Below are 21,493 nucleotides of genomic sequence, written 5' to 3'. Positions count from 1 at the left end.
CAGCTCATCCCGCTGGCCCTCGATCCGGGCCGCCCGCCGGGCGACGCCGTCTCGCCGCTCACCCGGGTCTACAACGAGGACCGCCGCGACCTGATGGACGAGGCTGCGATCTACGGCGAGGCGGCGTGGCGTTTCGCGCCGGGCTGGACGGCCTCGGCCGGCGCCCGGGCCTTCACCACCGACCTGAAGGTCCGCTCCCACATCATCGGCGCGCCGCCCACCCAGCCGCGCGACATCGCCGCCGACCGCAGCTTCGCGGGCGTCACCACCAAGGCCTCGCTGCAATACCAGTTCGACGACAACGGGCCGCTGGTCTACGCCCTGTTCTCCGACGGCTACCGGCCGGGCGGCGTCAACACCACCAACTTCCTGATCATCCACCCGAACCGCACCACCTTCGATCCCGACCGGCTGCGGAACTTCGAGCTGGGGGCCAAGGGCGAGTTCCTCGACCGGCGCCTGGTGCTGCGCGCGGCGGCCTTCTACGACCTGTGGACCAACATCCAGTCCGACCAGTACCGCCCCTCAGGCCTGGCCTATACCGCCAACGTCGGCGACGCCCACATCCAGGGCGCGGAGGCCGAGGGCTCCTACGACTGGGGCCACGGCTTCACCTTCCAGGCCAACGCCCTCTATTCGACGCCGAAGTTCACCCGCGTGAACACCGACTTCGCCGGCGCCCTGGGCTCCGGCCTGCCCGGCGTGCCCCGCTGGTCCGCCGGGGCGCTGGCGCGCTACGAGCATCCCCTGCCCGGCGACCTGACCCTGCGGCTGGTCGCCCAGACCAGCTACACCGGCCCCGCGCGCCTGACCTTCGACCCCTCGATCTCGGCGCGCACCGACCCGGTGATCGACACCGAACTGCTGGCCGAGGTCGCCACGCGCCGCTGGACCGCCGGCGTCTTCGTCTCGAACCCGGCCAACAGCTCGGCCAACACCTTCGCCTACGGCAACCCCTTCACCTTCAGCGGCGCCGACCCGGTGCGGCAGGTCACGCCGCAGCGGCCGCGCACCATCGGCGTGCGCCTGGCGGCCGGATTCTGAGGCCCCCTGCGGCAGGCCGCCGCACCCGCCGCATTTCCGCCAAAACCATGAATCGCTGAACGGGGGGCAAGCTTCACCAGCGGCGTCTTATCCTTGACGGCGGTTAACGCCGCGGGGGTTGGGACGGGGTGTCGCCGATGAAGCTGTCGGCTCTGGTGTGTGCGCACAATGACGAGGCGCGGCTGGCCGATTGCCTGCGCGGGCTTTCGTTCTGCGACGAGATCGTGGTGGTCGCCGACCGCTGCACAGACCGCACCCAGGAGATCGCCCGCCAGTTCGACGCGCGCATCATCGACGGCATCTTCCCACTCGAAAGCCAGCGCAAGGCCGCCGGCGCCGCCGCCTGCGTGGGCGAATGGATCCTGGAAATCGAGCCTGACGAGCGAGTGGACGGCAAGCTGGCCTATGAGGTCCGCGCCGCGATCCACGGCCGCCCGTCCGGCGACTGGTTCGACATTCCCGTCGACAACTATGTGGGTGAGACGTTGGTCCGGCGCGGCTGGGGGGCCGGGCTGGGTGAAGCGATCTCCCCACGCCTCTTCCGCCAGCGGCTCAAGCGCTGGAAGGCCCGCCGGGTCGCGCCGGACGTGGTGATGGACGGCCGCTACGCCGGCGCCCTGGAAACCCCGATCGTGCGCCACGCCGCCGCCGACGTGGGCAAGCTGTTCGCCAGCCTCGACAGCCTGGCGGTGCTCAGCGCCCAGGACCGCGCCGACGCCGGCGACGCCGGCCGCCTCGGCCGCGACGTGCTGAGCGGCCTCTCGCGCTTCTGGGCCAGCTACGTCTGGCGCCAGGGCCTGCGCGAAGGCGAACTCGGCTTCCTGGTCGCCCTGCTGTCCGCCGCCGAGGCGGTGCTCTCGGGCGTCCGCGCCCGCGAACTCATGCGGGCCCGCACGGCCATGACGGCCACCGCCCCCGTCGCGGCCAACGAGACCGCCCCGCTGGGCATCGCGGCCCGCCGCTAGCCAGGCCTGCGCTAGCCCGGCTCGGCGCGCAGCAGCGCCGAGATCGTGCGCGCCAGGGTCTCCATGTCGAACGGCTTGCGCAGGATCACCGCCTCGCCGCCTACCGCCGACTCCAGCGCCTCGGTGTCGGCGTAGCCGCTGGCGAAGACGATGGGGACGCCCGGCCGCATCTCGCGCGCCTTGCGCGCCAGCTCGGCGCCGTTCATGTCGGGCATCGCATAGTCGAACAGCATCAGGTCGGGCCGCGCGGCGCTCAGCATGTCCAGCGCCATGGCGCCGCTGGCGGCCTGCAGCACCCGGTAGCCCAGCAGCTGCAGGATGTCGGCGGCGAGCGCCCGCACCGCCGCCTCGTCGTCGACCACCAGGATCGTGCGCCCCTCCGCCGGCGCCAGCACCGGCGCCTGGCTGTCGCCGGCCGCCGGCGCCTCGGCCGGCTCGGTGGAGCGCCGCAGGAACAGGGTCACAACGGTTCCGGTCCCCGGCGCGCTCTCGATCCTGGCCGCGCCGCCGGCCTGCCGCGCCACGCCATAGACCTGGCTGAGGCCCAGGCCCGTGCCCTGGCCCACCTGCTTGGTGGTGAAGAAGGGATCGAAGGCCCGCTCGGCGACCTCCGGCGACATGCCCTCGCCGGTGTCGGCCACCGACAGCGCCACATAGTCGCCGGCCTCCAGCAGCGGGTCGCCCGTCGGCGCCGTCTGGATCCGCGTGCGGATGGTAAGCCGCCCGCCGTCCGGCATGGCGTCGCGCGCATTGATCGCCAGGTTGAGCACCGCCAGCTCCAGCTGGGTGCGGTCGCTCATCACCGGAACCTCGTCCGCGTCGAGATCGAAGCCCAGCACGATCTCCGACCCCAGCGTCCGGGCCAGCAGGTTGCGCATCTCGGCGATCAGGGTCGCGACCACGAACGGCCGCAGCTCCAGCTTCTGGCTGCGCGAGAACGCCAGCAACTGTCGCGTCAGGCTGGCCCCACGCTCGGCCGCCTCCAGCCCGTTCTTCGACCAGCCGACCACCTTTTCGGCGTCTTCTGGCTTGCGGCGGATCAGCTCGAAGGCGCCGTGCACTACCTGCAGCAGGTTGTTGAAATCGTGGGCGATGCCGCCGGTGAGCCGGCCGAGCGCCTCCATCTTCTGGCTCTGGCGCAGCGCCTCCTCGGCCTCGCTGCGCGCCTCCATCTCCTTGACCAGCTGGCTGTTGGCCTCAGCCAGCAACCGCGCGCGCGTCTGCAGCTGGGCGGCCGCGGCGGTCACCACCCCCAGCAGCACCAGCGCCAGCACGGTCAGCACCGCCAGGCCCGAGTGGCGGCCCACCACCAGGATCCAGGGCTCGGGCAGCGTCTCGAGATAGACCGAGCCCAGCCGCGCGCCCTGCTGGGTCACCGGCCGGATCACCGCCGCGTGGCGGCCCTGGAACACCTCGCCCACGGCCGGCGCGCGCGAAGGCGGCCGGAGGGCCTGCGCCCGGTGAAAGGTCACCACCGCACGGCCGGCGGCGTCGTAGACGGCGGCGGCGGCCACCTCGCGGTTCACCCGCAGGGCGTCGACATATTCATCCATCGCCGTGCGGTCGTCGAAGGCCAGGGCGGCGCTGATGCTCGCCGCCAGGATGTCGGCCTGCACCTCGGCGGCGCGGGTCACCTGGGCGCGGTGATCGAGCTCGGCGCGGACGGTCAGCAGGGCGGCGATGGCGAACAGCGCCAGCACGCTGGTCCAGGCCACCGAGACCATGCGCCGGTCGGCCAGCCTGCGCTGGGCCGCGGCGGGAATGGCGTCGCGCAGGTTCATCGCTTCACCGCCACGGCCAGGGCCAGCAGCTTCGAGGAGATGGCGACTCCGTTGCGGTCCGCCTGGGCCGCGTCGATCGCAAAGCGCACCCGCCCCGCGTCCAGCACCAGGTTGACGATCCCGCGCGCGCCGCCCCGGCCCTCGTCGGTCACGGTGAGCACCGGGGCGCCCTCCACCGCCGCCAGCGCCTGGGCCGGCGACTGGGCGGCGCCGCCGGCCAGGTAGGCGATGTGGCAGCCGGAGTCCGCCGCCAGCCGCGCCAGCCGGCGCACCGCCAGCGGGTGGCCCGCCACCACCTGCCCGCCGATGGCGCGGTCGAGCAGCGGCCCGAAGGGATCGACGCCCTGCACGCAGATCGTCAGCGGCGCGTTCGGGGCCGCCCAGCTGGCTTGCGGCCAACTCACGAAGGGCGCGAGCTTGTAGAGATAGGTCGCCTTGACCGCGAGCTCGAGGTTCTCGCTGTCCACGCTGGCGGTGGCCGGCGAGGCGGCCAGCGCCGCGACGAAGACCGCGACCGCGACGGCCCAGCGGGCCTTTCCCGCCTGGGCCATCAGAAACCCCACCTCAGGCCCACATAGACGCTGCGGGGGATGAAGCGGATCGGCGCGGTCGAGGCGTCGTCGATCTCCATGTGTCGCGGATTGAGCAGGTTGAACCCGCTCAGCGACAGTTCTAGTCCCGGCCGGACCCGCCAGGCCAGCCGCGCGTCGGCCTCGGTGTAGGCCGGCGCGCTGTCGAACCCGAGCACCGTAGCCGTGCGCCCCACGCGCCGGAGCGCGAGGTTGAGGTCGACGTTCGGGGTCAGGGTCATGTCAGAGCGCAGCTGCGCCTGGTACGTCGGGTCGATGCCGGCGATCTGCAGCCCGGTCAGGTCGTCCTGCCCCGGCTTCAGCTGATAGTCGCGCTGCAGGGTGTTGGCGCCCGCCCGCAGCCGCCACCAGTCGGTGAGGGTGAAGGTTCCCCAGGCCTCGAGGCCATAGGCATGCCCCTGGGCGCCGTTCCGCAGGATGATCGGCAGCACCGCCGCGCCATTGGTCTGGTCGGTGCGCAGGTCGTCGTAGATGTCGTAGTAGGCGGTGAGCGAGAGTGACGCGCGGCTGGAGAACTCGCCGCGGTAGCCCAGCTCATAGGACAGCAGCGACTCCGACTGGAAGTCCGGCGACGGCACCAGGATGCCGCTCGCCTGCAGCTCGCGCTCGATGCGGTTGGGGGTGCGCACCGCTCGCGAAAAGGCCGCCCACAGCAGCGCGCCGCCGCCGCCGGGCGTCCAGGCTAGGCGGACGTTGGGCATCCAGTCCATGCCGGAATAGCTGTTGTCCTCCAGCTTCAGGCCGAGGGTGAGCTTGAGGTCGGGGCGGAGCGCGACGACGTCCTGGGCGAAGACCGCCCCCAGCCCGATGTTCGCCCGCGGATTGGCGAACTGGAAGATGTTGGTCGACAGGAAATACTCCCGCCAAAGCCGCGCCTCGCCGCCGACCACCAGCTGGTGGTCGCCAAGCGCCAGCGAGTCCTGCACCTGCACATTGAAGGTGTCGCGGCGCTCGTGGGTGTTCAGGTCCGAGCGATCGTCGGTGGCCACATAGGCCAGGGCCTCGATCTGCGAGCCGTTCGCCAGGGTCTTGCCGAGGTGGCCGGTCACGTCGCCGCCCCACAGGCGCCCGTCGTTGAGATCCTCGTGGTTGTCATAGGCCTTGAACGACAGGGAATAGGCCGCCGCCCCGCCGTCCCCGCCGCCTTCCAGGCGCAGGTTGCCCATCACGCCGCGGATGCCGTCGTCGGTGGTGTCGCCCGGCGCGCGGTCCAGCCCCTGGCGGTCGAAGGCCGAGACCGTGGCGTGAACGCCCAGCCCCCCCAGGTGGCCGCTCAGGGTCGCCGCGCCGTTGCGCTCCAGGTCACCGCCGCCGACGTCCAGCTTCAGCCCGTCCGGGCCGGGGGCGCCGGTGATGACGTTGATCACCCCGTTCACCGCATTGGCGCCCCACAGGGTCCCGCCCGGCCCGCTGATCACCTCGATGCGCACGATGGACGCCACCGGCACGTCCACCTGCTGCCACAGCACGCCCGAGCCGATCGGCTCATAGACGCTGCGCCCGTTGATCAGCACCAGCAGCTTGTTGGAGCTCTCCGCCGAATTGCCGCCGCGCGCGGTGATCGCGTACTGGCCGGCGTTGATCCGCGCCACCTCCAGGTTGGGGGCCAGCCTCAGCGCCTCCGGCAGGCTGGTGGCGCCCGAGCGGCGGATGTCCTCGGCGGTGATCACAAAGACCGAGGCCGGCGCCTGGCTGAGCGGCTCCGCGTGCTTGGAGACCGAGGTCACGGTGAGGTTGGTCAGGTCCTCGAGGCTGAAGTCCTTCAGCTTGTCGACCGTCTGGTCGTCGCCCTGGCCGGCCGCCCAGGCCGCCGGCGCCGCGGCCAGGGTCAAGGCGGCCAGCGTCAACGCCGCCAGCCCCGCCGCCATAGCGCGGACGTTCCTGCCTCCCGCTCGGATCAAGCCCACACACTCCCCTGGGAGGCGCGTCGTTGTCCGCGGTCGCAGCCGCGCACGCATCGTCCCGGTACGGCAACGCTTGGAGGGGGATCGGGTTCCCGGCGGTCAGGCCAGGCTTTCCCCAGCCTTGTGCGCCTGCGGCCGGCGCACTTTTCCGGCGTGTTCGGCGGGCCGCGAACAGCCCAGCCGGTCCCACAGGTGGTCGCCGACCCGCAGCGCATTGGCCACCGTGGTCAGCGTCGGGTTCACCGAGGCGATGGAGGGGAAGAAGCTGGTGTCGGTGACGTAGAGGTTGTCCAGCTCGTGGGCCTTGCAGAAGGTGTCGAGCACCGAGTTCCTCGGGTCCTTGCCGAAGCGGATCGTACCGGCCTGGTGCGCCGTGCCATAGAGCGGCAGCAGGCTTCCGAAATCGAAGTGGTGCTGGCTGATCGGATGGGCGTGGTCGACGAAGCCGGCCAGCGACGCGTTCAGCTTCTTCACCAGCCGCTGGTGCCCCTCGAGGTTGTTGTAGGTGTAGTCGAGGCAGATCCGCCCGTCCTTGGTCAGGTGGACGCGGTTTTCGGCCAGCGGCAGGTCCTCGCTGATCACCAGCATCGACAGCATCCGCTCGGCGACGCCCTCGCTGATCACGTCCGGCACCAGGCCCGGCGGCAGCCAGTCGGAAACCTGCCCCTCCAGGGTCTGGCCGCTCATGTATTCAAGCAGCTGGATGTGCCCCATGGGCTTGTCGTAGGTCCCGTCCGGCTCGCCCCAGTAGAAGTCGTTGCAGGCCAGGGTCTTGGGGAAGGTCACGTCCACATGGGCGGCGGTCAGCGAGACCACCGCCGTGAGCGTGTGGAACATGTAGTTGCGGCCCACCTGGTCGGACCCGTTGGCCAGGCCGTTGGGGTGCGCCGCATTGGCCGAGGCCAGCAGCAGCGCCGCCGAATTGGCCGCCCCGGCCGCCAGCACCACCACGTCGCCGGTCCAGCGCTCCTCCCCGCCCTCGGTCTCGCAGACCACCTCGGTCACCGTCCTGCCGGAGGGATCGGTCTCCAGCCGGGTCACCTTGCGCCCGGTCAGCAGGGTGATGTTCGGCCGGTCCATGATCGGTTCGATGGCGATGGTGCGCGCGTCCGACTTGGCCTTCAGCAGGCAGGGATAGCCGCCGCAGGTCTTGCACTTGATGCAGACCGAGGTCACCGGATGCGCCTGGTCGAGGTTGATGCCCAGCGGCAGGGAGAACGGCTTCCATCCCTGCGCCTGCCAGTGGCCGCGCAGCGCCGCGATGCCCGGGTCGTCGTGGACCGCGGCGAAGGCGTAGGGCGGCTCGTTCCCCTCCTCGGTCGGATCGTCGCCGCGCGCGCCATGCACCCGCCACAAGGTTTCGGCCTCGGCGTAATAGGGCGCCAGGTCCGTCAGGCTGATCGGCCAGGCCGGCGAGACCCCGCCGGCGTGCTGCACCTCGTCGAAGTCGCGGCCGCGGAAGCGCATCAGCGCCGCGCCATAGAAGGTGGTGTTGCCACCCACCCAGTAGTGGGTCGTGGGCGAGAACGGCTTGCCCTTCTTGTCGTACCACTTCTCCTTGGTGCGGTAGCGGTGCTGCACGAAGACCGCCTTGGGGCTCCAGTTCTCCGCCTCGCGCGGCAGGTGGTCTCCGCGTTCCAGGATCAGGATGGACTTGCCGCCGTCGGCCAGCCGCTGGGCGATGGTCCCGCCGCCGGCGCCCGAGCCGATGATCACCACGTCGAAGTGCGCCATGAGGCCGGTCCCTTCCCCAACTACCCCTAAGAATCTTCCAGATGGTACTTCGCCGCCCCGCGCTTGATCAGCGGGATGGCGATGAATTCCGGGGTCGCCTTCAGGATCGCGACGGCGACCTTGTTATGCCACCCGGGAACCAGCACCACCTTGCCGCGCGCATTGGCGGCCAGGGTCTCTTCCACCACCTGTTCGGCGGTTTGGAAGAAGCGGCGCGACGCCTGGTCCATGACCTGCTTGGTGCCGTTGGCCTCGGCGAATTCGGTCAGGGTGAAACCCGGGCAGACGGCGGTCACCCGGATCCCCTTGTCACCCAGTTCGGCGGCCAGCGACTGGCTCCATTTCACCGCAAGGCTCTTGGCGCCCGGATAGAGGCTGTGGCCCGCCACGCCGGGCGCGAAGGCGGTCAGGGAGGCGACGTTGATGATCGATCCGCGCCCGCGCTCGACCATCCCCGGGATCACCCCATGCGCCAGCCCGCAGGCGTTGACCACAAGGGTCATCAGGAAATCGCGCTGCCGCTCCCAGGGCACGCCGGCGAAACTCTGGGCGATGGAGAAGCCGGCGTTGTTGACCAGCACGTCCACGTGCCGCCCGCGCGCCGCCACCGCGCCCAGCACGCCGTCGCGCGCCTCCCAGGCCGCCAGGTCGGCCGGGACCGCGAAGGCCTCGATCCCGTGCGCCGCCGAAAGCTCGCCGGCCAGCGCCTCCAGCCGCTCGGCCCGGCGGGCCACCAGGGCCAGGTCATGGCCCCGCGCGGCATAGGCCCGTGCGAACGCCGCCCCGATGCCCGCCGAGGCGCCGGTGATCAGGGCCAGCGGCCGCCCAGAAGAACCTCGCGAAACGCCTTGGCCGGTCATCGCCGCAGTAGGGGCGGCCCGCGCCGTTAAGGCAACCGCTTTACGGCGGCTTAGGGCGCCGCGGCGCATACGCAGAGCGCCGATCGCAGAACGTGGTCCGTATCCGCATTGACAGAGCCGGTCCCGGGCGGCGAAACCCAGGGTGGGGGCCCCGGTTCGGGCTGTTCGGGAGCACCGATGAGCGAACCCTTCGCCAAGAAGCTGGAGCTGGTGCTGAAGGTCCTGTCCATGAGCCGCTCGCGGCTGGCGGCGGACCTCGGCGTGGACAAGTCCGTGGTCGGACGCTGGGTGTCCGGCGCGGTCCAGCCTTCGGCCCACAACCTGTCGCTGCTCTCCGGCCTGATCGCCGAGCGGATCGCTGGCTTCACCACCCTGGACTGGGATCGCAGCCTGGCGGCCTTCGCCGAGCTGATCGGCGCGGACCTGAAGGTCGTGGCTGGCCACGCGCCGGCGGCCGAGAGCGCGCTCGCCGGCCTGCCGCTGATGGGCATGGAGCAGTTCCTGTCGGCCACCGCCCTGCGCGGCCCGGCCTACGAGGGTTTCTACCGCACCACCCGGCCCTACATCCTGGCGCCCGGCCGGTTCATCCATGACCACGCCATGGTGCGCATCGATCCAAACGGCCTGATGCGCCTGCGGATCGGGGCCGGCGGCACCATCGCCGACGGCTGGGTGCTGCCGGCCGGCAACCAGCTGTTCGCCGTCACCGTCGACGTGATCTCAGGCGCCGTGCTGTTCGGCATCCTGCACGGCGTCGCCACCCCCAAGGCCGAGGTGGTGGACGGCCTGGTGCTCGCCCCCTCGCTGGACGTGGGCCGCACGCCCGCCGCCTATCCGATCATCCTGGAGCGGGTGGAAGACCTCACCGGCGAGACCGAGGCCGACAACCGGCGCTTCCTGGAGCTCGCGGCCCGCGACCCGGTGGCGCCGGAGGATTCCATTCCCGAGGCCCTGCGCCAGCACCTGTCGGGCGATTTCGGCCCCGCCGCCGCGGCCCTGGGCGGCGACCTCCTGCTGCGCCTGCCGCTCACCCGCTCCCTGGCCCGCGGCCCGGTCTACCGGGAAAGCGCCAGCTAGTCCGCGCAACCTGCTGCATGCCGGCGCGCGGCGTTGCGCCTGCCCGCGCCTGCGGGATCAGGACACGGTCACAGGCCCGATCCGTCGGCCGGGGGGCTGGCGCGGCGGGCGGTCCCGGCCGATCCGCGCCTGCGATTGCTGGATCGCGGGCCCCGGAGACGCCGGGACCGGCCCGCGCGGCTGCGATCTCACCTCGCGGCTTCGTGCGGGAGCGGCGGAGCTGCCCCCCGGCTCCGCCGCAGCGCCCGATTGCCGGGTGACGGCGCCCGGCGCAGACTGCGGCCATGATCCGCTTCGCCTCCATGGCCGCCGCGCTTGTCGCCATCCTGGCTCCGCTGGCGGCCGAGGCCGCACTCGATCCGCTGAGCCAGCCGCAGACCGTCGCCGGCGTCGCGGCGACCGAAGCCGCCTGGGTCGCCGCCCTCAAGGCGCACGACGGCGCGACACTGCAACGCCTGCTGGCCTCCGATTTCGTCGACACCACCTGGCAGGGCGTCCGGCGCGACAAGGCCGCCGCCCTGGCCGCGGCCGCCCCGACCGCCGCCCCCACGGGCGGCGTGGGCGACCAGGCGCTGAGCGAGCTCGCCGTCGGCCTGTACGGAAACGCCGCCGTCGTCCACGGCCTCAACACCGTGCGCGGCCCGGACGGGGCGGTGCGCGCCCACATCCGCTTCACCGATGTCTTCGTCTATCGCCAGGGCGGCTGGCGGGCGGTCTCGGCCCAGGAAACCCTGGAACAGGCGCCCGCGAAATGACCCTCAGCCTTCGGCGACGTTCTCGCCCAGCGGCGCGGACAGGCTGAACACCACCCCGCCCGGCGCATAGACCAGCCGCACATTGGCCTTCAGCTCCGAGGCCAGTCCCCGCTCGATCAACCGGCTGCCGAAGCCGGGCGGCCCCGGCGTTCCCGGGTCCGGCCCGCCGGTCTCGCGCCAGGTCAGCTTCAACCGCCGCCGCTCGCCCTCGCCCTCCAGGCCCCAGGTCAGCGAGATCCGCCCGTCTGGCGCCGACAGCGCCCCGTACTTGGCCGCGTTGGTCGCCAGTTCGTGCAGCCCCAGCGCCATGGCGGTGGCGGTCTGTGGCGCAAGCCGCACCGCCGGCCCTTCGATCACGAAGCGCTCCCCGTCGCCGTGGGGGCGAGCCATCTCCTCGGCGATGGCCCCCAGCGTGGCCCCGGCGTCGGTCTCGGCGACCAGCACGTCGTTGGCCTTGGCCAGGGCCACCAGCCGGGCCATGAACCGCTCGCGGGCCGAGGGCGGCACGTCGGCGCCGCGCAAGCTCTGGGCGGCGATCGCCTGCACCGTCGCAAGCGTGTTTTTCACGCGGTGGTTGAGTTCGTTGGCCAGCAGCCGCTGGCGCTCCAGCGCCTGCTTGCGGTCGGTGATGTCGGTCAGGCGCACCGCGATGCCGCCGCCGCGCATGGGGCTGATGTTCAGCTCCACCGTCCGGTCCGGCCGCAGCCGCGAGGTGGTCTCGAAGGTGGCCGGAACGCCCTGCTCCATGGCCGCGCGGCAGGCGGCCTCGAACGGCGTGCCGACCCCTTGGGGAAACAGGTCCCAGATGACCTTGCCCAGCACCTGGTCGCGCGCCACCGCGAAGTAGGTCTCAGCCGCCCGGTTGAACACCACATAGGTCCAGCCCACATCGAGCGCGTAGAAGGCGTCCGTCACGCTTTCCAGGACAGCGTCGAGGCGGGCCTCATAGCTGGGTGCGGATGGCTCGGGCATACGGCGCGAGGACTTCAAAACCAACTGGGCTGCAACCCTAGCAGGCATCCGTCGAAACGGAACCCCAACCGTCACGCTTATCACCGCCGCCCCGTCGCTCGGATCAGGCCGCGTGGGCCAGCGATCGGGCGCCTTGCTCGGTCCGCCCGGTCGTTTCACCAGCCTGGCCGGCGCCGGACAACAGCTCCTGCAGCGAGGTCCAGGCGAACTCCGGCCGCGCCCGGGTCCAGGCGAGGAATTCGGCCAGGAAGCTCCAGGCGGCGGCGTCGTGCGCCAGGTGATGGGTGAGCAGGCCGATCGGCGCGTCCCAGCGCCGCGCGCGCCGCCGGCGGCGCAGCTCGGCCGTCAGGTTCGCCGCGAACCGGCCGCGGCCCCGGAACCGCACCCCTCCGCGCCAGCGCATCAGGTCGAGGTGACCGTCCAGGCGCGGCAGGCCGCTGCCCGCCGCCTCGCCCAGCCCGCCGCTCGCCGACAGGGCCTGATAACCCTCCTCCGCCAGCACCGCGGCCAGCGCCGGATGCAGGTCGTTCCAGGGCGGCATGAAGACCTTGATCGCCCGCGGCAGGGTCGCCATCCGCGCCCAGCCGTGGTTCAGCGCCTCGCGCACCTGGGCGGCGGTCCAGTCATGCGGCAGCTCGCCCGCCGCGGCGCCGGCCCGGCGGTTCTGGTGATCGGTCCCGTGCTGGGCGACGCTGACCAGCGCCGGGGCCTCCGCCAGGCGCACGGCCAGGCCGGAAAGCTCGCCGCTCGGCACCACCGCCAGGGTCACGGGCGTTCCGGCCTTTCGGGCGACGGCGACCAGACGGTCCAGCAGCAGCCGCTCCAGCGTCGTGGCCGAGCCCGCCGCGTCGTCGTCGCGCCACCACAGCCGCGCGGTTCGGCCCGCGCGCCGCCAGCGCCGCAGTTCCAGGGCAAGCGCCAGGTTTCTCATCGCAGAGCCTCCAGTCGATAGCCAAGCTCCCAGCGGCGCGAGCCGTTCCATATTGTGTCGAATTTTAGTCATGCCGCCTGCGCCAGCCGCGCGGGCTGGCCCTCGCCGACCGCCGCCGGCTGGTCCAGCTCGGCGCGCAGGGCCGAAAGCACCGGGTAGAGGCCGGCCATCATCGCGATCATCAGGCCCCAGCCGCCTTCCTTCCAGCCGCGGCGGCGCACATAGCATTTCCAGAACCGCTGGATGCCGCGCCGCACGTTGTCCGCCACGCCGGTCTTGCCGCCATGCTCGCGCAGGTCCTGGGCGCGCAGGTCGGTGTAGCGGTCCAGCCGGCGGAACACGTCGGAGACGGTCTCGGCGAACTGGTGGCGCAGCGGCTGGGTGAGCCTCGGCCCCTCCGGCCCGTCGAAGGCGACGCCAGGATGCACCCGCTCGCCGCCCCAGCGCTTGGCGCCGCGCTTGTAGAGCCGCGCCGCCAGGCTGGTGCCGAAGGCGCCGCCCCAGCCGTGCCGGATCACGCGCTCGCCCACATAGTTGTCGACCGGGACCTTGCGGAACGCCCAGCGGTCGTCGGCCATGGCGGCGCGCGCCTCGGCGGCCAGCTCGGGGCTGACGATCTCGTCGGCGTCCAATTCGAAGATCCAGTCGCCGCTGGCCGCGGCCATGCCGGCCGCCCGGCGCGGGCCCTCCAGCGGGAAGACGCCTGAGATCATAACCGCGCCGAACGCCTCGCCGATCGCGCGGCTGCGGTCAGTGCAGCGGTCGAGCACCAGCACCACCTCGTCGGCGAAGCCGAGGGCGTCCAGGCATCGCGCCAGCCGCCGTTCTTCATTGTGTACGCAGAGCACCACCGAGAGCTTGGCCATGATCGTCCCCCCCACTGAGCGAACGACGGTCCGGGATCGGTGTCGCCTCAGCAAAAAAGCTCTGCTGTGGCGCATTGTCGCGATTCATTTTATGTAACTGTTATAAGGACTTGTGAGGCGATCGCCGCGGCGCTCGGGATTGTTTCGCGCCGACACAGTCCGGTCATCGGCCCGCCCGATCCAGGCCGTCTGTTCGCCCGGCGCGGCGAATGGCGGGGCTTGCCTCGGCTCGCCTGTCGGTTCATGCCGACGCCGGGCTCGATCATCGCGGGGCGCGTTCGGTGTCCCGACAGACGGAGCGGCGATGACACACCTTCGAACCGGCGAGCAGGCCCCCTGGTTCTTCGCGCCCTCGCCGACCAATCCGAACTTCAACTTCTCGACCGTCGCCGGCCGCTACCTGTTGATGGGCTTCCCGCCGCTCGACCGCGCCGAGCGCACCGCCGTCTTCGACACCGTCGGGCGCAACATGGACCTGCTGAGCGACGCCAACATCGCCTGCTTCCTGGTGATCCGCGACCCGGAGGACTACGCCAAGGCGCGCAACCGCGACGGCATGCGCTTCTTCGCGGACTTCGAGGGCAAGCTGGCCCAGCTCTACGGCGCGCGCACCGCCGACGGCGCCGAGCAGCCCGGCTGGGTGGTGATCGACCCGTCCCAGCGCGTGCTGTTCACCGCCCCGGCCTCGCAGACCGCCCAGGTGTTCGAACAGTTGCGCGCCCTGCCGCCGGCCGACGGCCACGCCGGGGTTCCGATGCACGCCCCGGTGATGATCGTGCCCCGGGTCCTCGACCCCGACCTCTGCCGTCGGCTGATCGCCCACTACCACGACCAGGGCGGCCGGCCCTCGGGCGTGATGCGCGAGGAGAACGGCCGCACCGTCGGCGTGCTCGACGACTTCAAGCGCCGCCGCGACGCCAACATCGAGGACGAGGGCCTGCGCACCGAAATGCGCCTCAGCATCGTCAAGCGGCTGATCCCGGAGATCCGCAAGGCCTACCGCTTCCAGGTGACCCGCATCGAACGCTACATCGTCGCCTGCTACGACGCCGACGAGGGCGGCTATTTCCGGCCCCATCGCGACAACCGCACCTCCGGCACCGAACACCGCCAGTTCGCCTGCTCCATCAACCTCAACGCCGAAGCGTTCGAGGGCGGCGACCTGCGGTTCCCCGAATACGGCATGCGCACCTATCGGCCGCCCACCGGCGGGGCGGTGATCTTTTCCTGCTCCCTGCTGCACGAGGCGACGCCGGTCACCCGCGGGACGCGCTACGCGACCCTGCCGTTCTTCTTCGATGAGGCGGGCGAGGCGCTGCGCCTGAAGAACCTGCACCTCACCGATTTCGCGCCGCGGATCGCCGACGGCGCCCCGGCCGATGCGGCGGCGACGCGCGAGGCGGCCCTGGAAGCCCAGGCCCGGCGCGAAGCGGCCGAAGCGCCTCCGGCGCAGGAAGGCGCGCCCTTCGAAGCCTAGGTGCGTGTGTGGTTAGGCCCGCGCCAGGGCCTGGCGGCGGTGCGCGCGCAGAAGCGCGCCGATCCCGAAGAAGCCGCCGAGCATCAGCGCCCATTCGGTCGGTTCCGGAACCGGCGTCAGGTCACAGATGCCGCAGCTCGCGACGCAACGGCCGGCGTAGGTATTGGAGCCGCCCGAGGTGCCGAACTGGAAGACGATGCCCGACACTAGTGGCGTCACCGTGTCCTGCACCTTGACGATGAAGGTGCCGGTGCCCTGGATGTCCGGCTGGTGGTTGGTCACCGACGGGTTGAAGCCGCTGTAGCTTGTGGCGTCGCCGACGATCAGGTTGTCCGGCTGGCCGCCCTGCGAGCCCGTGCCGACGGTCGCCAGGAAGATGTCCTTGCTGCCGCCCGGCTGGCTGAAGTCCGTCTTCGCCAGGCTGGTCGCCGACGCGACCTCGGCGCCCCAGTGGTTGGGGTCGCCGGAGACGTCCTTGAAGCCGTTGCTGAAGCCGGCGCCGGTGCCGAAATCGATGAGCTGGCCGCTCTGACCGGCCAGCGTCGCGCCCGTCGGATCGACCTGGTGGCCGCTGCTGTTCACGTTGTTGAACACCAGTTCGACGCCGCTAAGAAGGATGCCGTCGCTGGACACGTTGGAGGTCAGGGCGGTGAGTTGGATCGTGAAATTGTAGGTGCCGCCCGCAAAGCCGTTGTAGGCGATGTTCGCCTCGGCGATGTCGGTCGTCACGCCGCCCGAGGTGGTCGAGTAGATCCACTCCGACGCGCGGGCGGACCCCGCGGCGGCGAGCGCCAGGGCCGAAACACAGATCGCAAGACGCTTCAGAGACATCACTCACCCCCGCCTCGCGCCAGTCCGCACGAGCTTAGCCATTCCCTACGGGTTTTTGGTTTCAAAAGATAGAAGGCTCCCCTCTCACGCGAAATTGCAAAGCTTCCGCAAATGGCCGCGCGGCTTGGAGGTCGCCGCGCCTGTCGCTAGACAGCCTTCTGGCGGTCCGGTCCGCCGTTTGCCGAGGCGGGTCCATGTCGAAGGGGCGGTTTGCGGCCTTGATCGCGGCGATGGCCCTGCTGGCGGCGCGCGCGGCGTCCGCCGCCCCGCTGCTCGCCGGCTTCTACCTGCCATGGGACGACACGTCGCAGGCCTCCCTCGCCGCCCACGCGGGCGCGCTGCAGGTGCTGGCGCCCATGTCGGCGGCGGTGGACAGCCCGCAAGGTCACGTCCGCTGGCAGCCGGATCGGGCGCTGGCCGCCCTGCGCGCCAAGTCCCGCCCCGGGAGCCCCAAGGTCTTCCCGGTCCTCTCCAACGCCCACGACGAGATCTGGGACGTGGCCGCCGCCGAGGCCGCCATGACCAATCCGGCCGCCGGCCGCGCGCTGGCCGACCAGCTGGTCGCCAAGGCCGCCGCCGAGGACTACGGCGGCTATGTCCTGGACTTCGAGAACCTGACCCCCAAGGGCCTGGCCGCCTATGCGCCGTTCCTCGCCCGCCTGCATGCGGCGCTGAAGCCGGCCGGGCGCGAGCTCTGGGTCACCGCCACCATGGGCCAGGACCCGGCCTTCATCGGCAGCCTGGCGAAGGCGACCGACGCCGTCGTGCTGATGGCCTACGACCAGTGCTGGGCGACCTCGACGCCGGGGCCGATCGCCGGAGACGACTGGCTCGCCCAGACGCTGGACGCGCGCCTGGCGGTGCTGGATCCCACCCACACCATCGTCGCCCTGGGCGCCTATGGCTACGACTGGCCGCAGAACCCGGACGGAAAGGGCGGCGTGGCCAAGGTGGTCTCCGTCACCGAAGCCGAGGCGCTGGCCAGGCTGAACCACGCCCACGTCGTCCGCGCCACCCCGGACGGCAATCCGCACTTCGCCTACAACGGCGGCGACGGGAAGCCGCACCAGGTCTGGTGGCTGGACGCCGCGGCCTTCCGCGCCCAGCGCGCCGCCGCGCTCGCCCGCCACGTCCGCGGCGTCGCCATCTGGCGTCTCGGCCTGGAGGACCCCGCCCTCTGGACGAAGCCCACCGCCGCCCGGCCCCTGAGGCCCGGCCCCGCGCCGGCCGCCTGCGCCATGGCCGCCCACTGATGCGCGGGCCGATCGTCACCTGACGGGCCCCCCTCGAGCGGTAGAGCGCTCGCCCGCCCACGACCGCCCGTCGCAGGCGCGCGCCCGGCCATAGCGGACGGCCTTTGAACCCGCGGCGGATTGCCGTTGGGTCTTGCGTCCGCCGGAGGCCGCGCATGACCCGCTTTCCCGTCTGGGCCGCCATGGCCTGCCTTTCCGCCGGGCTCGCCGTCTGCGGCGTGTCCGCGGCCCCCGCGCCTGCCGCGTCCCGGACCGTCACCCTGGACGGGATCCTCCATCCCGACAGCGACGACACCGTGGCCTTCACGCCCGATGGGAACACCGTCTTCTTCGACCGCAGCGAGGGGCCCCGCAAGATGATCATGGTCTCGGTCCGCATCCGCGGACACTGGAGCCCGCCACGCGTCGCCGGCTTCTCCGGCCGATGGTTCGACCAGGACCCGGTCGTCGCGCCCGACGGCCGCTATCTGCTGTTCAATTCGGATCGGCCGGCGACGCCGGGCGGCAAGCCCCTCGTCCAGGACTATTTCAGGGGCGGCCCGGCCCCCGGCTCGAACATCTGGCGGGTGGACCGCAAGGGCGCGGGCTGGGGTGCGCCGGTCCGGCTCGACGACACGATCAACAGCGACGTGTTCATCGACTTCGCCAGCATCGCCGCCGACGGCGCGCTCTACTTCATGCGCTGGGACAAGCCGACCAAGGCCATGCACATCTGGCGCTCGGCGCTTCGGAACGGCGCCTATCTGCCGCCCGAGTTCGTCACCCTTGGCGATCCCGCCACCTCGACCCACGATCCCGCGGTCGCCCCGGACCAGTCTTTCATGCTGTTCGACTACGGCAAGGTCGCCGGCGGCCTCGGGCGCCTCAGCATCGCCTTCCGCCGGAACGGCGGCTGGGGCCCGCCGATCGACCTCGGCGACGCCGTCAACGCCGACAAGCCCTGGGGCGCGCATATCCTCCCCGACGGCCGCACGGCCTATGTCACCGGCGACGCCGGCGTCCGGCGCATCGCCTTGGATCCCTGGCTCGCCGAACACCGGTCCGACGCAGCCCCTCGACCGGTGAGGTCTCCCCCGCCATAGTCGCCGCTCAAGTCTTCTTTCGGGGCCATCGAGACATGCTGCATCGCGTACTGACCGCCGTCCTGGCGTTGGGTTTGGCTGGGAATCTGGCGGGAGGAGCCCCGGCCCTGGCTCAGGGAACGCCGGCGCCGCTGCGCCCCGACCAGGTGAAGTTCCGCGAGGTCTACAAGGAGCTGGTCGAGACCAACACCTCGCTCAGCGTCGGCTCCTGCACCGCCGCCGCCGCCAAGATGGGCGCGCGCCTCAAGGCCGCCGGCTTCGCCGACGCCGACCTGGTCTATTATTCGACCCCGGAACACCCGAAGGACGGCGGCCTGGTCGCCATCCTCCACGGCTCGTCCAAGACCGCCAGGCCGATGCTGCTCCTGGGCCACCTCGACGTGGTCGAGGCCAAGCGCGCCGACTGGGTGCGCGACCCCTTCGTGCTCAATGAGGAGAACGGCGTCTTCTACGGCCGCGGCACGTCCGACATGAAGGTGATCGACGCCACCTGGGTCGACATGCTGGTCCGCTTCAAGGAGGGCAAGTTCGTCCCCAAGCGCACCATCAAGCTGGCGCTGACCTGCGGCGAGGAGACCCTGGAGGCGTTCAACGGCGCGAGCTGGCTGGCGACCAACCGGCGCGCCCTGATCGACGCCGAGTTCGCGCTCAACGAGGGCGGCGGCGGCCGCGCCGACGCCAACGGCAAGGTGACGACCCAGGGCGTGCAGGTGGGCGAGAAGGTGGTCCAGCAATTCCGCATGGAGACCACCAATCCCGGCGGCCACTCCTCGGTGCCGATCAAGGACAACGCCATCTACCAGCTGGCCCAGGGCCTGCTGAAGGTGCGCGACTACGACTTCCCGCTGCAGCTCAACGACGTCACCCGCGCCTTCTTCGCCAAGGCCGGCGCCGGGCGCGACGACGCCATGGGCCACGCCATGGTGGCGATCTCCAAGGATCCGAACGACAAGGCCGCCGAGGCCGAGCTCAACAAGGACCGCGGCTTCCACTCCATGCTGCGCACCACCTGCGTGGCGACCCTGCTGGACGGCGGCCACGCCGAGAACGCCCTGCCCCAGCGCGCCGGCGCCAACATCAACTGCCGGATGTTCCCGGGCGACACCATGGAGGACACCAAGGCCCAGCTCGACAGGGCCATCGGCGACCCCGGCGTGAAGCTGATCCCGCTGCCGCCGATCCGGCCCAAGTCGACGCCCGCGCCGATGAACCCCAAGGTGATGGGCGCCTTCGAGAGCGTGGCGGCGAAGTATTGGCCGGGCGTGCCGGTGATCCCAACCATGTCGACGGGCGCGTCCGACGCGCTCTACCTGATCCCGGTGGGCATCCCGACCTATGGCGTGCCCGGCTTCTGGTCCGGCCCGGAGGGCTCCGGCGCCCACGGCCTGAACGAGCACATGTCCGCCAAGGCGGTCTACACCGGCCGCGACTACCTCACCGACGTGGTCAAGCAGCTGGCGGACACGGAATAGCAGCAGAGCCGGGAGCGTCGGGATGAAACTAGCCTGCCTGGCCGCGGTGGCGCTCCTGGGACTGTCGGCGGGCGCGACCCGGGCGAGCGGGCTCTTCGACGCCTTCCATCAGGCTTGCATGAGCGGCGACAGCGATGTGGCCGCCGTCGCCGCCGCCACCCAGGCGCCCGGCTGGGCGCCCATCGATCCCGCCAGCTTCCCGGTGATCGCCATCCCGAGCGGCGGAACCATCCCGCCTGCGCCCTCGCCCGCCGCGATCGCTCGCGCGAAGGCGACCCGCGATGGCCGCGTTCAACTGTTCGCCGACCAGCAGACGCAGCCCCGCCCCGGGCAGACGCCCCTCAAGATCCACAGCTGTCTCGTGCGGATCGAACGGGCCGATCCGGACGCGCTGAAGCAGGTCAGGGCCTGGCTCGGCCCAGACGTCAGCGCGGCCGGCAGCGGCAATGAGAAGGCCACGATCTTCACCCTGCTGCCGGACGGGGCGGGCTTTCGCCTGCCGCCCGCCAGCTTCACCGTCGAAACGCTCCTGCGCCTGCGGAACCTGTTCGTCCTGATGGACGATGGCCCCAAGCCCCAGACCTCGATCCTCTATGTGTTCAAGGGCGACTGATCGCTTGGGCCTGGAGCCAGCCCTGGCGCCTAGCGCCAGTGGCAGACGCGGTGGTGATGGTGCCAGGTGCAGACCTTGTGGCGATGGTGCGGCGCGGCTTGGGCGGCGAGGCCGGCGCCCAGGACAGCGGCGAGCGCGAGGGCGGCGATGGCGGTTTTCATTTCTCTTGTCTCTCCAAGCAGCAGCGTGCCCGCGGCCCAGTCGGCCGGGGCAGACCTCGCTAACGCGCAAGTGTGACGAAGGTTCCAGGCCCGGTGTCAGGCTGGCGCCGGGCCCGGCATCAGGCCAGCATCAGGCCAGCATCAGGAACGAAATCCCCCCGAACGGGGTGAAGACGCAGATCACCGCCGCCCACTGCGCCTTGCTCAGTCGCTCGACGCTGCGCGCCCGGTAGAGCCTCGCCAGGCAGTAGACGTCGAACGCCACCGCCAGCAGCGGCAAAAGGTAGATCAGCGGCAGCGGGACCTCGGCGTTCAGCACGCCCCATCCTAGAGCTCAGACGGCGCGCGCTGTCACCCGCATCGGCAGGCCGCCGCGCGGCAGCATCTCCATCGCCGTGCCCGGCCAGACGCGATGGCCCGGCTTCACCGAGAAGTCCGCCCCGCGCATCAGGGTCGCCAGGATCACCACCAGCTCGGTCATGGCGAAGGCCGCGCCCAGACAGACCCGCCCGCCGGCCCCGAACGGCATGTAGAGGTGCCGGTCCGGCATGGGTTCGCCCGGCGCGAACCGATCCGGGTCGAAGACGTCGGGATCGCGCCAGAAGCGCCGATGCCGGTGCAGGGCGTAGACCGGGATCAGCACCTTGTCGCCCGGCTTGAACCGATGGCCGCCGACCACCGCCTCGCGCACGCAGACCCGGTAGAGCTGGAAGCCCGGCGGATAGAGCCGCAGCGTCTCGCAGACCACCTGGCGGGTGAACACCAGCTCTTCCACGTGCTCCGGCCCGATCGGCCCCGCGCCCGCCACTGCCGCCACTTCGGCGCGCAGCCGCGCGGCCGTGGGCGCGTGGGCGCCGGCGAGATAGGTCGCCCAGGTCAGGGCGACGGAACTGGTGGCGTGGCCGGCCACGATGAAGCCCAGCAGGTTGTCGCGCAGGGTCTCGTCGTCCATCGCCTCGCCGGTCTCGGGATCGTGCGCGGCGAGCAGCAGGTCGATGATGTCGCCGCGCGGCGGCGCCGCGCGCCGCCGGCGCAGCATGGCGTCCACATCGGCGCGCAGGCTCTCGCCGCCCGGCGCCGGCGGCAGGTCGCGGCCCTCATGCCAGCGGTCCGGCGCGTAGAAGA

Annotated in this window: 21 protein-coding genes; 9 read left to right on the top strand and 12 right to left on the bottom strand. The window is 71.5% G+C overall.

Annotated features, from left to right (window positions below; all coding sequences use genetic code 11):
• Together VGL85_RS11130 and VGL85_RS11125 are read left to right on the top strand one after the other, a co-directional pair.
• Positions 1–1,044 (top strand): TonB-dependent receptor domain-containing protein (locus VGL85_RS11130; protein ID WP_331589005.1); only part of this gene is annotated, 1,044 nt, incomplete at its 5' end.
• Between the two features lie 137 nt (positions 1,045–1,181).
• Complete coding sequence (locus VGL85_RS11125) at positions 1,182–2,009, top strand: glycosyltransferase (RefSeq protein WP_331589004.1); 828 nt, start codon at positions 1,182–1,184, stop codon at positions 2,007–2,009.
• Between the two features lie 11 nt (positions 2,010–2,020).
• Here VGL85_RS11125 and VGL85_RS11120 read toward each other — a convergent pair whose 3' ends face one another.
• The 5 genes from VGL85_RS11120 to VGL85_RS11100 all read right to left on the bottom strand — a co-directional run bounded on the left by VGL85_RS11120 (position 2,021) and on the right by VGL85_RS11100 (position 8,878).
• Positions 2,021–3,790 carry a response regulator gene (locus VGL85_RS11120; protein WP_331589003.1) on the bottom strand — a complete coding sequence of 590 codons (1,770 nt, stop codon included), beginning with the start codon at positions 3,788–3,790 and terminating at the stop codon, positions 2,021–2,023.
• Positions 3,787–4,341, bottom strand: a complete 555-nt coding sequence (locus tag VGL85_RS11115) for a YfiR family protein (RefSeq protein WP_331589002.1) — start codon at positions 4,339–4,341, stop codon at positions 3,787–3,789. The genes VGL85_RS11120 and VGL85_RS11115 overlap by 4 nt, the downstream gene beginning before the upstream one ends.
• On the bottom strand, positions 4,341–6,248 hold the full coding sequence (locus VGL85_RS11110; protein ID WP_331589001.1) for a TonB-dependent receptor plug domain-containing protein: 1,908 nt from the start codon (positions 6,246–6,248) through the stop codon (positions 4,341–4,343). Before VGL85_RS11110 ends, VGL85_RS11115 begins: the two co-directional genes overlap by 1 nt.
• A gap of 135 nt (positions 6,249–6,383) precedes the next feature.
• Entirely contained in the window at positions 6,384–8,018 is a 1,635-nt protein-coding gene (locus VGL85_RS11105; protein WP_331589000.1) for a GMC family oxidoreductase, read from the bottom strand.
• 26 nt (positions 8,019–8,044) lie between these two features.
• Positions 8,045–8,878 (bottom strand): SDR family NAD(P)-dependent oxidoreductase, encoded by an 834-nt coding sequence (locus VGL85_RS11100; protein ID WP_331588999.1) that lies wholly within the window; start codon positions 8,876–8,878, stop codon positions 8,045–8,047.
• Positions 8,879–9,055: 177 nt separating this feature from the next.
• Here VGL85_RS11100 and VGL85_RS11095 point away from each other — a divergent pair, with 177 nt between their 5' ends.
• Positions 9,056–9,955, top strand: a complete 900-nt coding sequence (locus tag VGL85_RS11095; RefSeq protein ID WP_331588998.1) for a helix-turn-helix transcriptional regulator — start codon at positions 9,056–9,058, stop codon at positions 9,953–9,955.
• 284 nt (positions 9,956–10,239) lie between these two features.
• Positions 10,240–10,710, top strand: coding sequence for a nuclear transport factor 2 family protein (locus VGL85_RS11090; RefSeq protein WP_331588997.1), 471 nt, complete (start codon positions 10,240–10,242; stop codon positions 10,708–10,710).
• Between the two features lie 3 nt (positions 10,711–10,713).
• On the opposite strand, the gene VGL85_RS11085 is transcribed toward VGL85_RS11090, so the two are convergent.
• The 3 genes from VGL85_RS11085 to VGL85_RS11075 form a co-directional block, all read right to left on the bottom strand.
• Positions 10,714–11,682 (bottom strand): sensor histidine kinase, encoded by a 969-nt coding sequence (locus VGL85_RS11085; protein ID WP_331588996.1) that lies wholly within the window; start codon positions 11,680–11,682, stop codon positions 10,714–10,716.
• Between the two features lie 103 nt (positions 11,683–11,785).
• Positions 11,786–12,613: a polysaccharide deacetylase gene (locus tag VGL85_RS11080; RefSeq protein ID WP_331588995.1), complete on the bottom strand. Its 828-nt coding sequence runs from the start codon at positions 12,611–12,613 to the stop codon at positions 11,786–11,788.
• A gap of 68 nt (positions 12,614–12,681) precedes the next feature.
• A complete protein-coding gene (locus VGL85_RS11075; protein ID WP_331588994.1) occupies positions 12,682–13,479 on the bottom strand; it encodes a glycosyltransferase family 2 protein in 798 nt (265 codons plus the stop codon).
• Between the two features lie 304 nt (positions 13,480–13,783).
• On the opposite strand from VGL85_RS11075, the gene VGL85_RS11070 reads away from it, so the two are divergent.
• Complete coding sequence (locus tag VGL85_RS11070; RefSeq protein WP_331588993.1) at positions 13,784–14,956, top strand: 2OG-Fe(II) oxygenase family protein; 1,173 nt, start codon at positions 13,784–13,786, stop codon at positions 14,954–14,956.
• A gap of 12 nt (positions 14,957–14,968) precedes the next feature.
• On the opposite strand, the gene VGL85_RS11065 is transcribed toward VGL85_RS11070, so the two are convergent.
• Entirely contained in the window at positions 14,969–15,787 is an 819-nt protein-coding gene (locus VGL85_RS11065; RefSeq protein ID WP_331588992.1) for a hypothetical protein, read from the bottom strand.
• A gap of 194 nt (positions 15,788–15,981) precedes the next feature.
• On the opposite strand from VGL85_RS11065, the gene VGL85_RS11060 reads away from it, so the two are divergent.
• From VGL85_RS11060 to VGL85_RS11045, 4 genes are all read left to right on the top strand, one after another.
• Positions 15,982–17,040 (top strand): glycosyl hydrolase family 18 protein, encoded by a 1,059-nt coding sequence (locus VGL85_RS11060; protein WP_331588991.1) that lies wholly within the window; start codon positions 15,982–15,984, stop codon positions 17,038–17,040.
• A 155-nt stretch (positions 17,041–17,195) separates the two neighbouring features.
• A complete protein-coding gene (locus tag VGL85_RS11055) occupies positions 17,196–18,122 on the top strand; it encodes a hypothetical protein (RefSeq protein ID WP_331588990.1) in 927 nt (308 codons plus the stop codon).
• A gap of 35 nt (positions 18,123–18,157) precedes the next feature.
• Complete coding sequence (locus VGL85_RS11050; RefSeq protein WP_331588989.1) at positions 18,158–19,594, top strand: M20/M25/M40 family metallo-hydrolase; 1,437 nt, start codon at positions 18,158–18,160, stop codon at positions 19,592–19,594.
• A 22-nt stretch (positions 19,595–19,616) separates the two neighbouring features.
• Positions 19,617–20,207, top strand: coding sequence for a hypothetical protein (locus VGL85_RS11045; protein WP_331588988.1), 591 nt, complete (start codon positions 19,617–19,619; stop codon positions 20,205–20,207).
• Positions 20,208–20,236: 29 nt separating this feature from the next.
• Here VGL85_RS11045 and VGL85_RS11040 read toward each other — a convergent pair whose 3' ends face one another.
• The 3 genes from VGL85_RS11040 to VGL85_RS11030 all read right to left on the bottom strand — a co-directional run.
• Positions 20,237–20,368: a hypothetical protein gene (locus VGL85_RS11040; protein WP_331588987.1), complete on the bottom strand. Its 132-nt coding sequence runs from the start codon at positions 20,366–20,368 to the stop codon at positions 20,237–20,239.
• Between the two features lie 130 nt (positions 20,369–20,498).
• Positions 20,499–20,687: a hypothetical protein gene (locus VGL85_RS11035; RefSeq protein ID WP_331588986.1), complete on the bottom strand. Its 189-nt coding sequence runs from the start codon at positions 20,685–20,687 to the stop codon at positions 20,499–20,501.
• A gap of 15 nt (positions 20,688–20,702) precedes the next feature.
• On the bottom strand, positions 20,703–21,493 hold a 791-nt coding region (locus VGL85_RS11030; RefSeq protein WP_331588985.1), incomplete at its 5' end, for a cytochrome P450.

Source organism: Phenylobacterium sp. (assembly GCF_036501465.1).
Classification (GTDB): Bacteria; Pseudomonadota; Alphaproteobacteria; order Caulobacterales; family Caulobacteraceae; genus Phenylobacterium.
This window is presented reverse-complemented; position numbering and strand designations above follow the sequence as displayed.